Genomic DNA, 18,658 nt, shown 5'->3' on the forward strand with positions numbered 1-18,658 from the left:
TCGGGAGCAAGCCCCCTCCCACATTTTTGTCCCCCAGTGAATCAGGGCGATTACAGTTTTACCGAAGAGCGCCCAGGCTTCCTGGTCTGCAACAAATGCGAAAACACCGCATGCAAATCATCCGACGCGCTCTCTTCATCGAGGTTGAGCTTGCTGTCAATATGATCCATGTGGTGCATCATCAAGTTCACCGCCAGCACCGCATCGCGGGCTTCGATCGCGTCGATCAACTGGGTGTGCTCATCGTAGGAACAGTGTGAGCGGTTGCCGCTTTCGTACTGGGCGATGATCAATGAGGTCTGGGACACCAGGCTGCGCTGGAAGCTGATCAACGGCGCGTTCTTGGCCGCTTCGGCCAGTTTCAGGTGGAACTCGCCGGAAAGACGGATACCGGCACCGCGATCACCGCGGGAGAAACTGTCGCGCTCGTCATTGACCATCTGGCGCAACTCGGCCAATTGCTCAGCGGTAGCATGCTGCACCGCCAACTCCGTGATCGCTCGCTCCACCAGACGCCGGGCCATGAACACCTGGCGCGCTTCTTCCACACTGGGGCTGGCAACCACTGCGCCGCGATTGGGCCGCAGCAGTACCACGCCTTCATGGGCCAGGCGCGACAGTGCGCGGCGAATGATGGTGCGGCTAACGCCAAAGATCTCGCCCAGTGCCTCTTCACTCAATTTAGTTCCGGGTGCCAGGCGTTGTTCGAGGATCGCCTCGAAGATATGCGCGTAGACGATATCGTCCTGGGTTCCGCTGCGACCGGTCTTGCCGGCTCGCGGTTGTTTCTTGAGAGGTTGCAACTGTTCGTTCATGGGCACTCGGGTAGGGAGAACGGCGGCGAATTAACGGTAATACGGCAAATTCAAGGTAATACGGCAACTACGGGTCGCTGGCAAGTATCACCTAAAAACAGCGCACATTGTACACAACCCAATGCGCCAACACACTGTACGGCTGTTTGCGGCCCCGGCTGTATTGCAATGACTCGTTACGTTTGAGTTTAGGCTTGAATCTGCGCCGTCACCGGCAAATCCCAGGTAAAAGGAACACCCTTCCATGACCGACGCCACCCAAGCGCCCTTGCGCCCGCTGGCCGACACCTCCCCCTCGGCCATCGTCGCCGGTTTTATCGCCATGATGACCGGCTACACCAGCTCCCTGGTGCTGATGTTCCAGGCCGGCCAGGCCGCCGGTTTGACCACCGCACAGATTTCTTCGTGGATCTGGGCGATTTCCATCGGCATGGCGGTGTGCAGCATCGGCCTGTCCCTGCGCTATCGCACACCCATCACCATCGCCTGGTCCACACCCGGCGCGGCGCTGTTGATCACCAGTTTAGGCGGCGTGAGTTATGGCGAAGCCATCGGCGCCTACATCACCTGCGCGGTGCTGGTGACCCTATGCGGGATGACCGGCAGCTTTGAAAAACTGGTCAAGCGCATCCCTGCATCGCTGGCGGCGGCGTTGCTGGCGGGGATCCTGTTCAAGATCGGCAGCGAAATCTTCGTCGCTGCGCAGCATCGCACCGGTCTGGTACTGGGGATGTTTTTCACCTACCTGATCATCAAGCGCCTGTCGCCGCGCTATGCCGTGCTTGCCGCGCTACTGATAGGCACCGCGCTGTCGGGGCTGATGGGGTTGCTGGACTTCAGCGGTTTTCATCTGGAAGTGGCGACGCCCGTATGGACCACGCCGCATTTCTCACTGGCGGCGACCATCAGCATCGGTATCCCGCTGTTTGTGGTGGCCATGACCTCGCAGAACATGCCCGGGGTCGCCGTGCTGCGGGCCGACGGCTACACCGTGCCGGCTTCGCCGCTGATCACCACCACCGGCCTGGCCTCGCTGGTGTTGGCACCTTTCGGCTCCCACGGCATCAACCTGGCGGCGATCAGCGCGGCGATCTGCACCGGGCCGCACGCCCATGAAGACCGCAACAAGCGCTACACCGCTGCGGTGTGGTGTGGGGTGTTCTATGGGATTGCCGGGGTATTCGGCGCCACGCTGGCAGCATTGTTCGCAGCCCTGCCCAAGGAACTGGTGCTTTCGATTGCAGCGCTGGCGTTGTTTGGCTCGATCATCAACGGCCTGAGCATTGCCATGAATGAGCCGAAGGAGCGGGAAGCGGCGCTGATCACCTTTATGGTCACCGCGTCAGGCTTGACGTTGTTTTCCATCGGGTCGGCGTTCTGGGGGATTGTGGCGGGGGTGTTGACGCTGTTGATTCTGAATTGGCGCAAGGCATAAAAAAACGGCGACCCTCAGGTCGCCGTTTTGTTTAGTATCACTTAGCCGCGTTGATCGGCTTTTCTGGATACCACACGTCCAGCAACGGGCTGACTTCAGCCTTGGTCAGCTCGGAACGGGTTTTCAGCCAGGCTTCGACAGCAGCGCGCTGCTCTTCGGACACCGAGCCACGCTTCTGCAGGCAAACCAGACCGTAGTCATCGCCGCCGACATAGCCCAGACCATTGGCTTCCATGGCTTCTTTGATGAATGCTTCGAGGAAAGCGTCGATAGCTTCTTCACTCAGGCCTTCGTTGAAGTCCAGGTTCAGTTCGAAACCCAGCTCTTGAAATTCATCAACGCACAGTTTTTTGCGCAGACGCTGGGAACGGTTAGTCGCCATTGGAACAATCCTCATAAGTAATAACGGGCGGCACTTTAGCAGTTTAAGGCGGCAATTGCCCGACTCTCTGGGACGGGCGGCGCATCGGCCGTTAAAAAAACCTGATTAGCGGCTATCGTTCAGCTACAAGTGAAGCCACCTTGGGGCATAATGCCGACACTTTCGTGACCATTGAGGGATTTTCTTATATACCCCTCGCCTTTTTCACCCTTCTCAGCAGTAGGGTTTTATTTCTTATGATCAAATCGTTGCGTTCTGTATTACTTGCCAGTGTCCTTTTGCCTTTGGCCCTTTCGGCCACTGCCGCCCCCATCAATACTGCCCTGCCCCCCAGCGTCGCGCAGGCCTTGCAGAAAGCCAAACTGCCCAATACCGCGTTGTCTCTGGTAATGCTGCCTCTGAACGGCCCCGGTACGCCAACCGTATTCAATGCCGACGTATCGGTGAACCCGGCCTCTACCATGAAGCTGGTGACCACTTACGCGGCCCTGGAGATGCTCGGCCCCAACCACCAGTGGAAGACCGAGTTCTACACCGACGGCACCCTCAGCGGTGGCGTGTTGCGCGGCAACCTGTACCTCAAGGGCGGCGGCGATCCCAAGCTGAACATGGAAAAGCTCTGGCTGCTGATGCGCGACCTGCGTGCCAATGGCGTGCAGCAGGTCACCGGCGACCTGGTACTGGATCGCAACTTCTTCAACCAGCCGCTGTTGCCTGATTTCAATGACGACGGCAACGACGAGAACAAGCCGTTCCTGGTCAAGCCCGATGCCTTGCTGGTCAACCTCAAGGCCCTGCGCTTCGTGACCCGTAATGATTCGGGACGCGTGATCGTGTCGGTCGAACCGCCGATTGCCAGCATTCGCATCGACAACCAGGTGAAAGTCACCAACGCCAAGCAGTGCACCGGTGACGTGCGTTACAACCCGGTGACCGCCGCCGACGGCAGTGTGACCGTGACCGTCAGCGGCCAACTGGCTGATGGCTGCAGCTCGCAGACTTACCTGTCACTGCTCGACCACGCCACCTACACCGCCGGCGCCGTGCGTGCGATCTGGAAGGAGCTGGGCGGCACCATCCAGGGCCGCGATATCCAGGCGCCAGTGCCCAAGGATGCCAAGGTGCTGGCCCGCGCATTCTCGCCGGACCTGGCGGAAATCATTCGCGACATCAACAAATACAGCAACAACACCATGGCCCAGCAACTGTTCCTGAGCCTGGGCGCGCAATTTCGCAACGATGCCGATGGCGACGATGCCAAGGCCGCGCAACGCGTCGTGCGCCAATGGCTGGCCAAAAAAGGCATCACCGCGCCGCACCTGGTAATGGAGAACGGCTCCGGCCTGTCCCGCGCCGAACGGGTCAGCGCCCGCGAGATGGCGGCCATGCTGCAAGCCGCCTGGAAAAGCCCCTACGCAGCGGAGTACATCAGCTCGATGCCAATCGCCGGCACTGACGGCACCATGCGTAAACGCCTGAAGACCACGGCGATGCGCGGCGAAGCTCATGTGAAGACCGGTACCCTGAACACCGTGCGCGCCATCGCCGGGTTCAGCCGTGACAACAATGGCAACACTTGGGCGGTGGTGGCGATTCTCAACGACTCCAAGCCTTGGGGCGCGTCATCGGTGTTGGACCAGGTGCTCCTGGACCTGTATCGCCAGCCGAAGGCCGTTGCAGCCGCGCCGGTTCTGTAAAGCATCACACTACCCTGCAGGAGCGAGCTTGCTCGCGAAAAACGTCAACGATCACGCGTGTTTCCTGAGTACACGCGGCGTCTATGGTTTTTTCGCGAGCAAGCTCGCTCCTACAGTCAGTAGGGCTTGCTCGCTCCCACACGCCTCGACCCGGTCCCTGCCCGCCTGCTTGGCCACATACACTGCCGAATCAGCGCGCAGCAGCAACCCATCGATATCTTCATCGGTCCGCCAACTGGCTACGCCAAAGCTGGCAGTGACGATGCCCACCGGTTCCATCGGCGTATCGCGCAACGACTGCCACAACTGAGTTGCCAGGCTATAGGCCTGGGCACCATTGGTACTTGGGCACAGCACCACGAATTCTTCCCCACCCAGGCGGCAAAACACGTCGGTACGGCGCAAGCGCTGGCCTATGCGCTTGCACAACTCCTGCAACACCCCGTCGCCCACGGCGTGACCATGCTGGTCGTTGATGCGCTTGAAGTGATCGATATCGAGCATGATCAACGACAGTGCACCCGAGGTGCGGTTGATCCGCAGCATCTCGCCCTTGAGCCGATCCTGAAAATAACGCCGGTTATAGATGCCCGTCAGAGAGTCAGTGATGGAAAGCGCGCGCAGTTCTTCCTCGACCCGTTTGAGATCGGAAATATCCGACACATAACCGTGCCAAAGCGTACCGCCTCCAGGTAACTCTTCAGGTGTCGCTTCGCCGCGAATCCAGCGCAAGCCTCGCTGAGGCAACTGCACGCGATATTCTTCGCGCCAATGGCTCAGTTGCAACGCCGACAAACGTATCGAGGCACGCACTCGCTCAATGTCCAAGGGGTGAATGCGTTCCAGCACCTTGCCTGCATCCTGCTGTAATGCGCCAAGTTCGATTTCATAGATATCGCGCATACCTTCGCTGGCGTAAATGAAACGCCCATTGCCCTGCAGGTCCTGGGTGAACTGGAAAATCCCGCCAGGCACATGAGCACTGAGTTTTTTCAGCAGACGGTCCCGGGCGGCCAGGGCTTCATAGGCGCGCTTTTGCTCGGTGATATCCAGGTAAATTGCCAAGTGCCCGACCCACAGGCCAAAGTCGTCCAGGAGCACGGTGGCCAGCATGTTGACCGTCAGTTGGGTACCGTCCTTGCGCACCAGCGTCCACTCGCGAGCTTCATGCAGGCTGTCAGGGCTCTCCACCAGCATTGCCTGGCTCGGCGCAATACGCTTGCCTAGCGCCAGGCTCAACGGCGCAGCCCGCGCTTCGAGTTCCACGGCCAGGTGCAGGCTTTCCAGGGTCAGGCGACCCAGCACCTCTTCGGCCTTGAAACCCAACATCTGTTCGGCGCCGGCATTGAAGGTGTTGATCACACCGCGCAAATCGGTGGCGATGATCGCGACCTGAGTCGCCGCATTCAGCACACTGCGTAATTGCCCGTGAGCCCCACGCAACTCTTGCTCACGCAAGCGCAACTGCACGGTGCGCTGTTCCACCAGTTTCAGCGCACGCTGGCGCTGGCTGACCAGCACGTAGAGCAAGGCACTGAGCAAGGCGCTGAGCAGCACACCCATGCCCAGAATGGTGTTCATCGAGGAATGATTGGCCTTGTCGAACACCTCGCTGGCACGCAGGCTCAGGGCATAGACGTGATCTCCAAGGGTGAGGCGGCGTGTCGCCGTCAGGTCGCTGTTGCCCACCGTATTGCTGGATGCATACAACACCCGTTGCTGCGTATCGGAAGTGTCAACGATCTGCATGACCAGATTGTCGCGATTCGGTTTGGGCAACCCATCGGCCACCAGTTGGCGCATGCTGAGCACCGCCATGACAAAGCCGTAGGGCTCGCTGCCAACGGCTTTGCTCACTGGCGCCACCAGCAGCACGCCGGCCGCGTAGGCAGGCTCCACGCCCACCAATTGCATGGGCTGTGACACTGCCGGCCTGGCGTTTTTTTGCGCACGCTCCAGGGCTGAACGGCGCAAGGGCTGGGCCAGCAGGTCAAAACCCAAGGGCGAACCCAACAAGCTCTGCGTCTGGCTGTACAACACCGGTACGTATTCATCGCGCTCGGGCGCGGGCGCCAACTCACCCAAGCCATTGAGTTCACGGATGCTGAAAGGGATGCCACGCTGACGGGAAATCTCTTGCTCGAACGCGCTGCGCTGCTCACGAAATATGCGCGGTGCCCAGGCGTAGGCACGCGCATTGAGCAACAGTGGCTGGGCGAAGCCGTCGAACTCGGCACGGGAGACATCGCCAGAGTTGATGAAGAAACGCTGCAGGCTACCCAGGCGCAACTCCTGATCCTCAAAACGCTCCTGGATGCGGGTGTAGCGCTCATTGACCAGCAACTGGAAACGCTGGCGCACCTGTTGCTGATACAGGTCGGCAGTCGCCCACGCGACAACCATCGTCAACGCGCTGCCAGCCAACAACACCACCAATGCCACCAGCCAAGCCGACGCCTGTTCACTGATAAAACCAAGGATTTTCGGGCGGACAGCTTGCATCGGCATAGGCAACACTCACAACGCCAGTGTGCGGGGGTGTCACGTTGGCTGGGGTTTAAGTTATAGCCATTGGTCGGGTGTTTGACCAGCCTAAAAACTGCAGGGGCTTAATGTGGGAGGGGGCTTGCTCCCGATAGCGGTGGATCAGCCAATACATGGGTGACTGATACTCTGCTATCGGGAGCAAGCCCCCTCCCACACTGGATACTCGGCGCATTCAGAACTGCTGATATTAATCAGCGGGCAGTGATTTTCCAGGCCCGGTGGATCTTCGCATTGCGCGCAAAATCCGGGTCGATGGTCTTGTCGCTGATCTCTTCGACCGCATAGCGTTCGCTGAGGTTGTCTTCCAACTGGAACTTGCGGAAGTTGTTGGAGAAGTACAGCACGCCACCCGGCGCCAGGCGTGCCATGGCCAGGTCGAGCAACTGCACGTGGTCACGCTGCACGTCGAAGATACCTTCCATGCGCTTGGAGTTGGAGAAGGTCGGCGGGTCGATGAAAATCATATCGAACTCATCGCGACTGGCCTCCAGCCACGCCATGACATCACCCTGCTCCAGGCGGTTCTTGTCGGAGAAACCATTGAGGGAGAAGTTGCGACGCGCCCAGTCCAGATAGGTTTTGGACAGGTCGACGCTGGTGGTGCTGCGCGCTCCACCCTTGGCAGCATGGACGCTGGCGGTGGCGGTGTAGCAATACAGGTTGAGGAAGCGCTTGCCGGCCGCTTCTTTCTGGATGCGCATACGCATCGGGCGGTGGTCGAGGAACAGGCCGGTATCCAGGTAGTCGGTGAGGTTGACCAGCAGCTTCACGCCACCTTCGCTGACCTCGGTGAACTTGCCCTGGGCGCTCTGGCGTTCGTATTGCTTGGTGCCGCTCTGACGCTCGCGACGCTTGACCACCACGCGGCTCTTGTCGACGTTCAGGGCCTGGGGAATCGCTGCCAGGGCATCGAACATGCGCGCCGAGGCTTTTTCCGGGTCGATGGATTTTGGCGCCGCGTATTCCTGCACGTGCACCCAATCGTGGTACAGGTCGATCGCCATGGAGTACTCAGGCATGTCGGCGTCATACACACGATAGCAATTCACCCCTTCGCGCTTGGCCCATTTGCCCAGCAGCTTGAGGTTCTTTTGCAGGCGGTTGGCAAACATCTGCCCGCCTTCGCTCAAGCGCGCCTGTTCGACCACCGGGGCCGGGGCTGGCTTGATCGGGTTGCCGTTCTTGTTGTACTGGCGCTCAACGGGCTCGGTCGGCGCCTGGTCGTAAGCCGCTTGCTCACGCTCAGCCTGGCGCTGCTCCGGAGTGCGACGTTCGCCGGTGACGAACTGATCCGGGTTGACCTTGATCAGCAGCAATTTGCACGGCAGCGCGCCGTTCCAGAACGAATACTGTTTGTGGCTGCGGATGCCCATGCGCTTGCCCAGGTCCGGCGCGCCGGTGAACACCGCAGCTTCCCAGCCCATGCAGGCCTGGCGCAGGCGCTCGCCGAGGTTCTGGTAGAGGTACAACAGGCTGGCTTCGTCACCCAGGCGCTCACCGTAGGGTGGGTTGCAGATCACCAGGCCTTTCTGGTTCTGGTCCGGGCGCGGCTCGAACGTGCCCACTTCGCCCTGGTACACCTTGATCCAGTGGCTCAGGCCGGCGCGTTCGATGTTATTGCGGGCGGGTTGAATCAGGCGCGGGTCGGCTTCGTAACCGCGGACCCACAACGGTGGCTTGTTCATACCAATGGCCGCACGCTCGCTGGCCTCGGTGTGCAGCTTTTTCCACAGCGCCGGGACGTGGCCCAGCCACGTGGTGAAACCCCACAGCTCGCGGTTGAGGTTGGGGGCCATGTCGGCGGCGATCATCGCGCCTTCAACCAGGAAGGTGCCGACGCCGCACATCGGGTCGGTCAGCGCGCCGCCTTCGGCTGCAATGCGTGGCCAGCCGGCGCGAATCAGGATCGCCGCTGCCAGGTTTTCCTTCAGCGGTGCCGCGCCCTGCTGCAGGCGGTAGCCACGCTGGTGCAGGCTGTGGCCGGAAAGGTCCAGGGACAGGATCGCTTCGCCACGGTCCAGGCGCAGGTGAATGCGCAGGTCCGGGTTGATCTTGTCGATGGATGGACGCTCGCCGGTTGGGGTGCGCAGCTTGTCGACGATCGCATCCTTGACCTTCAGCGCGCCGAAGTGAGTGTTGTCGATGCCCGAGCCGTGACCGCTGAACTCGACCGCCAGGGTACCGTCGGGAACCATGTGGTCGGCCCATTCGATATCCAGCACGCCGTGGTAGAGGTCTTCGGCGTCCTTCATCGGGAAGCGCTTGAGTACCAGCAGCACACGGTTGGCCAAGCGTGACCACAGGCACAGGCGGTAGGCGGTTTCCATGTCGGCCATGCCGCGAACGGCCGAGGTGTGCTCGCGGGCGTCCTCAAGGCCAAGCCCGACGGCTTCCTCGATCAGCAGGCCTTCGAGGCCCTTGGGGCAAGTGAGGAAGAGTTCAAAACGGTCCGACATGGGGCATTCCAGGCTTTTCAGCAATAAATGAACGGGCGACGCATCGCCGGCTCGGTTTTCAATCAAGCACTTTTCTTGAAGAGTGCTCGCGTGGCACGAATGTGCCGTCCCACCCCGCTTTCCGGGCCGTTGAGCCTTGTTTGACGGGGCAGAGAAACAATGTGAAGCAACAAAAGGAAATATTCAGACCCTTCGTCGAATAATAACCGACTGCAACAGGCGGGCATTCTCACTAAAGGATTAACCCGCTTCGCTGTGCAGGGCACATCATAGCTGGCTTTGCTGCATAAAAGGGGCGAAAAACCATCCCAGCTTATGGCTATAGCATCGTTATCGTTACGTGCTTATGACAAAACGATCATTGAATACATGTGACCTATTGGTTAGAACTCAACACAGGTTGGCGCCGTAACGACGCCGACACATCGGCTCGCCACGCCGGCAGCGAGCCCACCAACGGCAGAAAAACTCTGCCCGGCCTTGGACAAGGCCGAAGGATATCTAGACAGTCAACAAGTGAGGGAAACACCCTATGAGAAGACTTAAGCGTGATCCGTTGGAAAGAGCATTTTTACGCGGATATCAATATGGCGTTCATGGAAAATCCCGTGAGCTTTGCCCATTTACTCTACCGTCGGTACGCCAAGCCTGGATCAACGGCTGGCGAGAAGGACGCGGCGACAATTGGGACGGTATGACTGGCACTGCGGGCATCCACAGACTCAACGAACTTCACGCCGTCGGCTAATCAGGGGCATTTTATTCCGACACACATCTTTGAATGAGTAACGACTTAACCACGCGCGCCCCATCCGGGCGGCGGGCTTCGGCCCAGGGGCTCCTTTATGGAGCCCTTTTTATTGCCTGGCAGATTGTCAACGCAGGGCAGCGATGGCATCCACCGACTCGCGAATCAACGCCGGCCCCTTATAGATAAAGCCGGAGTACAACTGCACCAGGCTGGCGCCAGCCGCGATCTTCTCGGCCGCGTGCTTGCCTTCGGTAATACCGCCCACCGCGATGATCGGCAAACGCCCGGCCAACTCGGCCGCCAGCACCTTGACGATATGGGTGCTCTTGTCCCGTACCGGCGCGCCGGACAGGCCGCCCGCCTCGTCGCCATGGGCCAGCCCCTCGACGCCCACGCGGCTGAGGGTGGTGTTGGTCGCAATCACTGCGTCCATGCCCGCATCCACCAGGGCCTGGGCCACCAGTACGGTTTCTTCATCGCTCATGTCCGGGGCGATCTTGATTGCCAGGGGTACGCGCTTGCCATGACGCACGGCCAAGTCTTCCTGACGCTGGCGCAAGGCTTCGAGCAGTTGTTTGAGGGAGTCACCGAATTGCAGGCTACGCAGGCCCGGGGTATTGGGCGAGCTGACGTTGACGGTGACGTAGCTGGCGTGGGCGTAAACCTTGTCCAGGCAGATCAGGTAATCGTCCACTGCACGCTCCACCGGCGTGTCAAAGTTCTTGCCGATATTGATCCCGAGGATGCCTGTGTATTTTGCCGCTTGAACCCGCGATAACAGGTGATCGACGCCGAGGTTGTTGAAACCCATGCGATTGATGATCGCCTCTGCCTCCGGCAGGCGGAAAATGCGCGGTTTGGGATTGCCCGGCTGTGGCCGTGGCGTCACGGTGCCGATTTCAACGAAGCCGAACCCCAACTGTGCAAACCCGTCGATGGCCGCGCCGTTTTTGTCCAGGCCGGCTGCCAGGCCGACCGGATTGGGAAAATCCAGGCCCATCACCGACACCGGCACTTTCGCCGCAGCCTTGCATACCAGGCCATTGAGCCCCAGGCGGCCACCGGCACCGATCAAGTCCAGGGACAGATCGTGGGAGGTTTCCGGGGAGAGTTTGAACAACAGCTGGCGGGCCAAGGTATACATGGGCGGGCTAGACTCGGATGGCGGCAAAAGGTGACGCGATTATAGCCGGGGTGGCGGGCCTCATGCGAGGCGTGCTGCGCTCATCGGCGCTGAGCAATCAACGCCTGATAACGCACCCAGATCCTTTCGGCGTAGCGCTGGCGCAACGCCTCACGCTGCGAGCCAGGGCCCGGTCCAACATTGTAGGAACCCACCGCCATCCAGTTGTAGCCGAAACGCTGATTAAACTCGGCCAGAATCGAGGCACCGACTTGCACCGACAAACAAGGTTCGCTCAACAACCGCTCCTCGGTAATGCCCTGTTTGAGCAAACGCGGCAGGTGGATGCTGTTGATCTGCATCAAGCCGATATCACGCGTGCCATTGCGGTTGGCGTAGTTGATCGCCTGCGCACGCGAACCCGATTCGACATCAGCGATAGCCTGCAACAGTTCCGGTTCGAGATCGTACCGGCTGGCCGCCTCGTCCCAGCAATAGGCCATTACCTGGTGACTGCCCATCAGCCCACTGAGCAGCAGTACCACGCTCCAAACCTTAAGCATTGCTGGCCTGGCCACACACAGAGCACACATGCACGACACCCCGTGGTGGTTCCCCCACCCGCACCGGGCACGTAAAGCGATACCCCTTGCCATAAATCGTCTTGATAAACCCTTTGTCGGCCCTCAAATGTTTGCGCAGGGAATAGATACAGCGCGTCAGTGACTCATCGGCCACCTCTCCCCGGGGCCAGGCCAGCTCCAGCAGGCGATCCTTGGTCATCAGCGTGCCACCGGAGGCCAGCAACAATCGCAGCACATGCCACTCCTTGGGCGGCAACTGAATATCCGCATCGCCGCCCGTCAACCGGCCATCGCCATGCAAGGTCCAGCGAGCGAAGACCAGGGAGGTCGTCGATTCATCAATCACGACGGCCATACGCACCTCTGCTTTTTACTACTGACATTCACATCCTTAGTTTCCGTACCGGCTCACCTGCCAATGTCACGACTATAAAAAACCGGCCTACGGCTCGCGCTAGGACAAAGCCCATTCGGGCGCCCTTTTTTGGAAACTTTCGGTCAGACAATTCTCCTGACGCACTTATTGGGGTAGCCATTCCTGATACGTCTCCTGCAACTCAACCCCCAGCCGATCCTCCAGTTGCACCAGCTCACCCAACGCCATCAGTTGCCCATTGACCCGTACCTCCACACATCGAGTCGCCCCTGGATCCAGAGGCAGCACCTTCCCCGGTGCGAACGCAGCCAAACGCTTGCGGCTGATCAATTGCTCCTGCAGCAGTATTTCCAGGTGCATGGACAAACGCCTTTTTCATGGGGAAAACTCACGATCGGTGCGCAGGAACGCACGCTGCACACGCTCATGTTGTGCTGTGCTCAATTGCGCAGGCGCGGGAGGTGGCGGTAATGGGTCAGGGCCTGACGAAACGTCATCCTGGACCGTGGCGCTATCCAGCTCCGCCACCAGTTTTTCGATAAGACTCACCTGGGCAGGCTGGCCCTTGATCAACAAACTGTTGGTATCCGAATAGGCCACCAACACCAGGCTACCGTCTGCCAATTGACCTTTCTGCTCAGGGGACAGCCGGGCTTCGATCATGGCAGCCATACCCGGTACGCGGACCTTATTGGCACCCTCTCCTTGCTGGCGGTCCTGAACAGCTGCATTGATCACCTGGACAACGCCGAATGCCGTTGCGCCTTCGGGCTGCTTGCGGCGTGGCTGGTCCATCAGGCTGGCCAGCCGCAAGACATGATCGACATAGCTCGGTGGCCCGTAAACGTAGAACGTACGTGCCCCGCTCTCACGCAATGGGTAGCGCGGCTCATCCAGCCCCGCACGCCGCATGATGCCGCGCAGCCGATTGACTGAGATATGCCGCAGCACGACCGCAGAACTACGCACCTCATCGGCGGTGTAGAGATGCACCACTTGCCCGCTGCGGTGCCAGATCAGGTCTTGCTGCTCAGCGAGGGTTTCCAGGACCCGTTGCGGCGCTGCAAAGTCGAAGGTTCCGCTGATGCGCCTGCGCGCCACCGCACGGCTGGTGACCACAGGCAGGCCCAATGGCCCCGACAGCGCGGTAAAGAAAGTATGCAAACTTTCATCCTGTGCCTGGTACGCCTGGCCCCAGGCTGCGCGGCTACCCAGCAACAGGGCGGCACACAGTAACCCGCAGTGCAGCCAGCGGCAGTTCATGGGGTTCGGGGAATCAGTGTGCACCGTGGGTATTCCTGGGCGATCTGGCCTGAAGAAGCGGCCATACTGCGAGGCGCAAGAGGTTCAATCATGATGGAAAGTTGACGGCAGACTGCACCACGCCCCCGTGGCATGTGCCTTGCTTCGCACTTTGTATCAGGCCCGCACCAAAGGCGGCGCGGGCCTACGGACAAAGGCGTCGTTACCCGGCAATGGCCTGTCACGCCAAGCCGGGAAACGACGCTTTTTTTTCAGAAAAGGCAGGTATTGATGAACGATCCGCTGGCTTGGGTAAACGGCAGCGATGCCCCGGAAAAGAGCAGCCTTGACCTGGGGTTCATGGCCCTGACCGATTGCGCGTCGCTGGTGGTCGCTGCCACCCAGGGCTTCGCCCAGCCCTACGGCCTCACACTGAACCTCAAGCGCCAATCATCCTGGGCCAACCTGCGGGACAAGCTGGTCAGTGGCGAGCTGGACGCCGCCCACGGTCTGTACGGGCTGATCTATGCCGTGCATCTGGGCATCGGCGGCGTTGCGCCTACCGACATGGCCGTACTGATGGGCCTCAACCAGAACGGTCAGAGCATCAACCTGTCCCACGGCCTGCAACACCAGGGAGTGGTCACTCCTGAAGCGCTGGAACGCCACGTGCACCAAAGCCGGACAAAACTGACCTTCGCCCAGACATTTCCCACGGGCACCCACGCCATGTGGTTGTATTACTGGCTGGCGAGCCAAGGCATTCATCCATTGCAGGATGTGAACAGCGTGGTGGTACCGCCGCCGCAAATGGTGGCGCACCTGCAGGCCGGACGCATCGACGGTTTTTGTGTCGGCGAGCCCTGGAGTGCCAGTGCGGTGCAACACCATCAAGGCTTTACCCTGGCGACCACCCAGGCGATCTGGCCCGATCATCCGGAAAAGGTCCTGGGCTGCACCCAGGCGTTCGTCGACGCATACCCCAATACCGCCCGTATACTGGTCATGGCGATCCTCGAAGCCAGCCGATTTATCGAACAGAGCACTGAAAACCGCCGTTCCACCGCGCAGTTGCTCAGCGCTCGCGACTACCTCGACGCCCCGTTGGACTGCATCGAGCCGCGTCTGCTGGGTCATTACGAGGACGGCTTGGGTAACCAGTGGCAGGATCCCCATGCTTTGCGCTTTTTCGCCGGTGGCGAGGTGAATTTGCCCTACCTCAGCGACGGCATGTGGTTCATGACCCAGTTCCGGCGTTGGGGCTTGTTGCGTGAAGACCCTGACTACCTCGGCGTCGCCTGCCAGGTCCAGCAATTGGCGCTGTATCGCCAGGCCGCCGATGCGCTGGGCCTCAGCGTTGGCGACGCGCCGATGCGCAGCAGTCAATTGATCGACGGCAAAATCTGGGACGGCTCCGACCCCGCCGGTTACGCCCGCAGCTTCCGCCTCAATGCCCTGGGCGATGACAACCACCGTCAAGCGCTGCGCTGACAGGAGCTCAATGATGCTACGAATCCTGTTGATCAATGACACCCCGCGCAAGGTCGGGCGCCTCAAGGCCGCCCTGACCGAAGCCGGCTTCGAGGTGATCGATGAATCCGGCCTGACCATCGACCTGCCCGCACGCGTCGAAACAGTGCGCCCGGACGTGATCCTGATCGATACCGAGTCACCCGGCCGCGATGTGATGGAGCAAGTGGTGTTGGTCAGCCGCGACCAGCCCCGGCCTATCGTGATGTTTACCGATGAGCATGACCCGAATGTGATGCGCCAGGCAATCAAGTCCGGCGTCAGTGCCTATATCGTCGAAGGCATTCAGGCCCAACGCCTGCAACCGATCCTTGATGTGGCCATGGCCCGCTTCGAGAGTGACCAGGCCCTGCGCGCGCAGTTGCAGGCCCGCGACCTGCAATTGGCCGAACGTAAACGCATCGAGTTGGCCAAGGGCCTGCTGATGAAAATGAAGAGCTGTAATGAAGAAGAGGCGTACACCCTGATGCGCCGTCAGGCCATGAGTCGCCAGCAGAAACTGATCCAGGTGGCAGAGCAGATTATTGCCATGAGCGAGTTGCTCGGCTGATCTGGCTCAGCTCTTGCTAAAGAATCCTCACAGGTAACCAACGGCGGTTGCCCCTCCACGACAAAGACGTCGCCCACCCGGTTTGCCCTCGCGAACCCGGTGGCGGCGTTTTTTCGTTTCAGACCCCCAACCGTTGAGGTGCGTGATGAAATCAAGCTTCTGGAAATCCGGGCATACCCCGACCCTGTTTGCCGCGTTCCTGTATTTCGACCTGAGTTTCATGGTCTGGTACCTGTTGGGCCCGCTGGCGGTGCAAATTGCCGCCGACCTGCACCTGACCACCCAGCAGCGCGGCCTGGTGGTGGCCACGCCGATCCTGGCGGGCGCGGTCCTGCGTTTTCTGATGGGCATGTTGGCCGACAAGCTGTCACCCAAGACCGCTGGGCTGATAGGCCAAGTGATTGTGATCGTGGCGCTGTTCTGCGCCTGGAAGCTGGGGATCCACAGTTACGAGCAAGCCTTGCTGCTGGGCGTGTTTCTGGGCATGGCCGGTGCCTCCTTTGCCGTGGCTCTGCCCCTGGCATCGCAGTGGTATCCCGCAGAGCACCAGGGCAAGGCCATGGGCATCGCCGGTGCCGGTAATTCCGGCACCGTATTTGCCGCCTTGCTGGCACCGGTGCTGGCGGCTGCGTTCGGCTGGAGCAATGTGTTCGGCTTTGCGCTGATTCCGCTGGTCCTTACCCTGATCGTATTCGCCTGGCTCGCACGCAACGCGCCACAACGTCCGAAAGCCAAGTCCATGGCCGACTACTTCAAGGCCCTGGGCGACCGCGACAGCTGGTGGTTCATGTTCTTCTACAGCGTGACCTTTGGTGGCTTCATCGGCCTGGCCAGCGCCCTGCCCGGCTACTTCAACGACCAATACGGCCTGAGCCCGGTGACCGCCGGTTACTACACCGCGGCCTGCGTGTTCGGTGGCAGCCTGATGCGCCCGCTGGGCGGCGCCCTGGCCGACCGTTTTGGCGGGATCAAGACCCTGCTCGGCATGTACAGCGTGGCGGTGATCTGTATTGCCGCAGTGGGTTTCAACCTGCCCAGCTCCTACGCGGCGCTGGCGCTTTTCGTCTGCACCATGCTCGGCCTGGGTGCCGGAAATGGCGCGGTATTCCAATTGGTGCCGCAGCGTTTTCGCACTGAGATCGGCGTAATGACCGGCTTGATCGGCATGGCCGGTGGCATCGGCGGCTTCGCCCTCGCCGCCGGCATGGGCGCGATCAAACAGAGCACCGGCAGTTACCAGTTGGCGCTGTGGTTGTTCGCCAGCCTCGGAGTGCTGGCCTGGTTTGGCCTGCATGGCGTCAAGCGCCGCTGGAGAACCACCTGGGGCTCGGCTGCGGTCACCGCTGCCCGCGTCTGATGAGCCTTCGACTGAGCGTCGCCCAGGCCAGCGCCATTGGCCCACGCAGTGAAAACCAGGATGCGCTGCGGGTGGTCACACCGATGGCGGAACTGGCGGCGAGCAAAGGCTACCTGTGCGCATTGGCCGATGGCGTCAGCCAATGCGCCGACGGTGGCCTGGCCGCGCGCTCGACCTTGCAGGCGCTGGCGCTGGACTACTACGCCACGCCGCAGACCTGGGGGGTGGCCCAGGCGCTCGAACGTCTGTTGGTCGCGCAAAATCGCTGGCTGCAAGCCAACGGTGGTGGGCAACCGTTGCTCACCACCCTCAGCGCCCTGGTGTTTCGCGGCCAACGCTTCACGCTGGCCCATGTCGGTGATTGCCGTGCATATCGCTGGTTCGACGGCGAGTTGCAACGCCTCAGCGAAGACCATGTGTGGGAACAGCCGGGTATGCAGCACGTACTCAAACGCGCCCTTGGCCTGGATCAACACCTGGTGCTGGACTTCCTCGACGGCCAATTGCGCGAGGGCGAATGTTTCCTCTTGCTCAGCGACGGGGTGTGGGCGACGTTGGGCGATCACAGCATTGGCGCGATTCTGCGTGAGCAAGACGACCTCGACCTGGCCGTCAGCACCCTGGTCAGCGCCGCCCACCTGGCCGGCAGCCAAGACAACGCCAGCGCCTTGCTGGTGCGCATCGACCAACTCGGCGCCGCCACCCTCGGCGACGCCTTGGTGCAGTTGCAGCAATGGCCAACGCCGCCGCCGCTGAAGGTTGGGCAGATCTTTGAAGGCTGGGAGGTGCAAAGCGTGCTCGCGCAGAGTCGGCAATCGTTGCTGTACCGCGTGCACGATGCGCAGCGGCAACCCTGGCTGCTCAAGACCTTGCCCTTGCGCCACGATGACACCGACGCCGCCCAAGCCTTGTTATCGGAGGAATGGTTTCTGCGCCGCGTCGCTGGCCGTGCCTTTCCGCAGGTGCATGCCGCCAGTGGTCGTCAGCATTTGTACTACGTGATGCGCGAATACCCCGGGCAGACCCTCGCCCAGCTGTTTCAACAACAAGGCCCGCTGCCGCTGGCGCAATGGCAGTCAATCGCCGAACGCTTGCTGCGAGCCGTGGGCCTGCTGCATCGCCGACAGATTCTGCACCGCGACATCAAGCCGGAAAACCTGCTGCTGGGCGATGACGGGGAACTGCGGGTGCTGGACTTTGGCCTGGCCTACTGCCCTGGCCTTTCTGAAGACCGTGCCCACTTACTGCCCGGCACCCCGAGTTTTATCGCGCCCGAAGCTTTCGCAGGCGAGCATCCTACTGCGCAACAGGATTTGTATAGTGTCGGTGTGACCTTGTATTACCTGCTGACTGGGCATTACCCCTACGGCGAAATCGAAGCCTTCCAACGCCCGCGTTTCAACCAGCCTGTCAGCGCCAGCCGCTATCGCCCCGACCTGCCGGATTGGTTGCCCCACAGCCTGGAGCGCGCCGTGGCCGCCCTGCCCGCACAGCGCTATGAAACTGCCGAAGAATGGCTGCTGGTACTGGAACAGGCTGACCGCCGCGAACTGAGCGTGCGGCCACGGCCGCTGCTGGAGCGCGAGCCGCTGAAGGTCTGGCAAACCCTGGCAGTGGCCTCACTGTTGATCAATCTGGTGCTGCTGTACTGGCTGCTGCACCACTAACGAGCAAAATCCACCGCCCTCCTGTTTAAACGCCCAATAAAACTGGGGGTATGCAACTTGGCACAGCTGCTGCATTAGGTCTTCCAACAACCCACATATAGCCGCCCCTTCAACGTCGAAGGGTCGAGCTTCCCGAGAGAACGGGA

General features: G+C 60.7%; 15 protein-coding genes and 1 pseudogene. 7 read left to right on the forward strand and 9 right to left on the reverse strand.

Annotation, left to right across the window (positions count from 1 at the left end):
- Positions 1 to 50 precede the first annotated feature (50 nt).
- On the reverse strand, positions 51 to 815 hold the full coding sequence (locus E4P01_RS26420) for a GntR family transcriptional regulator (RefSeq protein ID WP_056845646.1): 765 nt from the start codon (positions 813 to 815) through the stop codon (positions 51 to 53).
- A 244-nt stretch (positions 816 to 1,059) separates the two neighbouring features.
- Between E4P01_RS26420 and E4P01_RS26425 the strand changes: the two genes are divergently transcribed.
- Positions 1,060 to 2,250, forward strand: coding sequence for a benzoate/H(+) symporter BenE family transporter (locus E4P01_RS26425; RefSeq protein ID WP_032879937.1), 1,191 nt, complete (start codon positions 1,060 to 1,062; stop codon positions 2,248 to 2,250).
- Positions 2,251 to 2,287: 37 nt separating this feature from the next.
- Here E4P01_RS26425 and E4P01_RS26430 read toward each other — a convergent pair whose 3' ends face one another.
- On the reverse strand, positions 2,288 to 2,632 hold the full coding sequence (locus E4P01_RS26430; RefSeq protein WP_003193255.1) for a YggL family protein: 345 nt from the start codon (positions 2,630 to 2,632) through the stop codon (positions 2,288 to 2,290).
- 236 nt (positions 2,633 to 2,868) lie between these two features.
- On the opposite strand from E4P01_RS26430, the gene dacB reads away from it, so the two are divergent.
- Positions 2,869 to 4,329, forward strand: a complete 1,461-nt coding sequence (gene dacB / locus E4P01_RS26435; protein WP_005790339.1) for a D-alanyl-D-alanine carboxypeptidase/D-alanyl-D-alanine-endopeptidase — start codon at positions 2,869 to 2,871, stop codon at positions 4,327 to 4,329.
- 81 nt (positions 4,330 to 4,410) lie between these two features.
- Here dacB and E4P01_RS26440 read toward each other — a convergent pair whose 3' ends face one another.
- Both E4P01_RS26440 and rlmKL read right to left on the reverse strand, forming a co-directional pair.
- Complete coding sequence (locus E4P01_RS26440) at positions 4,411 to 6,837, reverse strand: diguanylate cyclase (RefSeq protein ID WP_216091953.1); 2,427 nt, start codon at positions 6,835 to 6,837, stop codon at positions 4,411 to 4,413.
- A gap of 230 nt (positions 6,838 to 7,067) precedes the next feature.
- A complete protein-coding gene (gene rlmKL, locus E4P01_RS26445) occupies positions 7,068 to 9,332 on the reverse strand; it encodes a bifunctional 23S rRNA (guanine(2069)-N(7))-methyltransferase RlmK/23S rRNA (guanine(2445)-N(2))-methyltransferase RlmL (protein WP_216091954.1) in 2,265 nt (754 codons plus the stop codon).
- A gap of 532 nt (positions 9,333 to 9,864) precedes the next feature.
- On the opposite strand from rlmKL, the gene E4P01_RS26450 reads away from it, so the two are divergent.
- Positions 9,865 to 10,080, forward strand: a complete 216-nt coding sequence (locus tag E4P01_RS26450; RefSeq protein ID WP_002553055.1) for a ribosome modulation factor — start codon at positions 9,865 to 9,867, stop codon at positions 10,078 to 10,080.
- 127 nt (positions 10,081 to 10,207) lie between these two features.
- Here E4P01_RS26450 and E4P01_RS26455 read toward each other — a convergent pair whose 3' ends face one another.
- From E4P01_RS26455 to E4P01_RS26475, 5 genes and pseudogenes are all read right to left on the reverse strand, one after another.
- Positions 10,208 to 11,227, reverse strand: coding sequence for a quinone-dependent dihydroorotate dehydrogenase (locus E4P01_RS26455; RefSeq protein WP_216091955.1), 1,020 nt, complete (start codon positions 11,225 to 11,227; stop codon positions 10,208 to 10,210).
- Positions 11,228 to 11,307: 80 nt separating this feature from the next.
- Positions 11,308 to 11,769 (reverse strand): transglycosylase SLT domain-containing protein, encoded by a 462-nt coding sequence (locus E4P01_RS26460; protein WP_282443059.1) that lies wholly within the window; start codon positions 11,767 to 11,769, stop codon positions 11,308 to 11,310.
- On the reverse strand, positions 11,762 to 12,145 hold the full coding sequence (locus E4P01_RS26465) for a winged helix-turn-helix domain-containing protein (protein ID WP_032879928.1): 384 nt from the start codon (positions 12,143 to 12,145) through the stop codon (positions 11,762 to 11,764). The genes E4P01_RS26460 and E4P01_RS26465 overlap by 8 nt, the downstream gene beginning before the upstream one ends.
- Before the next feature lie 165 nt (positions 12,146 to 12,310).
- Complete coding sequence (locus E4P01_RS26470) at positions 12,311 to 12,526, reverse strand: FliM/FliN family flagellar motor switch protein (RefSeq protein WP_005790352.1); 216 nt, start codon at positions 12,524 to 12,526, stop codon at positions 12,311 to 12,313.
- 153 nt (positions 12,527 to 12,679) lie between these two features.
- A pseudogene (locus tag E4P01_RS26475) lies at positions 12,680 to 13,429 on the reverse strand (secretin N-terminal domain-containing protein); the annotation flags it as partial.
- 270 nt (positions 13,430 to 13,699) lie between these two features.
- Here E4P01_RS26475 and E4P01_RS26480 point away from each other — a divergent pair.
- The 4 genes from E4P01_RS26480 to E4P01_RS26495 all read left to right on the forward strand — a co-directional run bounded on the left by E4P01_RS26480 (position 13,700) and on the right by E4P01_RS26495 (position 18,512).
- Positions 13,700 to 14,899, forward strand: a complete 1,200-nt coding sequence (locus E4P01_RS26480; protein ID WP_216091956.1) for a CmpA/NrtA family ABC transporter substrate-binding protein — start codon at positions 13,700 to 13,702, stop codon at positions 14,897 to 14,899.
- 13 nt (positions 14,900 to 14,912) lie between these two features.
- The gene (locus E4P01_RS26485; RefSeq protein WP_005790358.1) at positions 14,913 to 15,488 is read left to right on the forward strand and encodes an ANTAR domain-containing protein; all 576 of its coding nucleotides are present in this window, start codon (positions 14,913 to 14,915) and stop codon (positions 15,486 to 15,488) included.
- A 145-nt stretch (positions 15,489 to 15,633) separates the two neighbouring features.
- Positions 15,634 to 16,845: a nitrate/nitrite transporter gene (locus E4P01_RS26490; protein WP_032879925.1), complete on the forward strand. Its 1,212-nt coding sequence runs from the start codon at positions 15,634 to 15,636 to the stop codon at positions 16,843 to 16,845.
- Positions 16,845 to 18,512 (forward strand): bifunctional protein-serine/threonine kinase/phosphatase, encoded by a 1,668-nt coding sequence (locus tag E4P01_RS26495; protein ID WP_216091957.1) that lies wholly within the window; start codon positions 16,845 to 16,847, stop codon positions 18,510 to 18,512. The genes E4P01_RS26490 and E4P01_RS26495 overlap by 1 nt, the downstream gene beginning before the upstream one ends.
- The last annotated feature ends 146 nt before the right edge of the window (positions 18,513 to 18,658 follow it).

Source organism: Pseudomonas sp. NCIMB 10586, from assembly GCF_023127895.1.
Classification (GTDB): domain Bacteria; phylum Pseudomonadota; class Gammaproteobacteria; order Pseudomonadales; family Pseudomonadaceae; genus Aquipseudomonas; species Aquipseudomonas synxantha_A.

Coding starts and splice junctions, on each gene's coding strand:
- E4P01_RS26490 (WP_032879925.1), top strand. CDS start 15,634: ATGAAATCAAGCTTCTGGAAATCCGGGCATACCCCGACCCTGTTTGCC.
- E4P01_RS26430 (WP_003193255.1), bottom strand. CDS start 2,632: ATGGCGACTAACCGTTCCCAGCGTCTGCGCAAAAAACTGTGCGTTGAT.
- E4P01_RS26420 (WP_056845646.1), bottom strand. CDS start 815: ATGAACGAACAGTTGCAACCTCTCAAGAAACAACCGCGAGCCGGCAAG.
- dacB (WP_005790339.1), top strand. CDS start 2,869: ATGATCAAATCGTTGCGTTCTGTATTACTTGCCAGTGTCCTTTTGCCT.
- E4P01_RS26455 (WP_216091955.1), bottom strand. CDS start 11,227: ATGTATACCTTGGCCCGCCAGCTGTTGTTCAAACTCTCCCCGGAAACC.
- E4P01_RS26470 (WP_005790352.1), bottom strand. CDS start 12,526: ATGCACCTGGAAATACTGCTGCAGGAGCAATTGATCAGCCGCAAGCGT.
- E4P01_RS26425 (WP_032879937.1), top strand. CDS start 1,060: ATGACCGACGCCACCCAAGCGCCCTTGCGCCCGCTGGCCGACACCTCC.
- E4P01_RS26495 (WP_216091957.1), top strand. CDS start 16,845: ATGAGCCTTCGACTGAGCGTCGCCCAGGCCAGCGCCATTGGCCCACGC.
- rlmKL (WP_216091954.1), bottom strand. CDS start 9,332: ATGTCGGACCGTTTTGAACTCTTCCTCACTTGCCCCAAGGGCCTCGAA.
- E4P01_RS26480 (WP_216091956.1), top strand. CDS start 13,700: ATGAACGATCCGCTGGCTTGGGTAAACGGCAGCGATGCCCCGGAAAAG.
- E4P01_RS26485 (WP_005790358.1), top strand. CDS start 14,913: ATGCTACGAATCCTGTTGATCAATGACACCCCGCGCAAGGTCGGGCGC.
- E4P01_RS26440 (WP_216091953.1), bottom strand. CDS start 6,837: ATGCCGATGCAAGCTGTCCGCCCGAAAATCCTTGGTTTTATCAGTGAA.
- E4P01_RS26460 (WP_282443059.1), bottom strand. CDS start 11,769: ATGCTTAAGGTTTGGAGCGTGGTACTGCTGCTCAGTGGGCTGATGGGC.
- E4P01_RS26450 (WP_002553055.1), top strand. CDS start 9,865: ATGAGAAGACTTAAGCGTGATCCGTTGGAAAGAGCATTTTTACGCGGA.
- E4P01_RS26465 (WP_032879928.1), bottom strand. CDS start 12,145: ATGGCCGTCGTGATTGATGAATCGACGACCTCCCTGGTCTTCGCTCGC.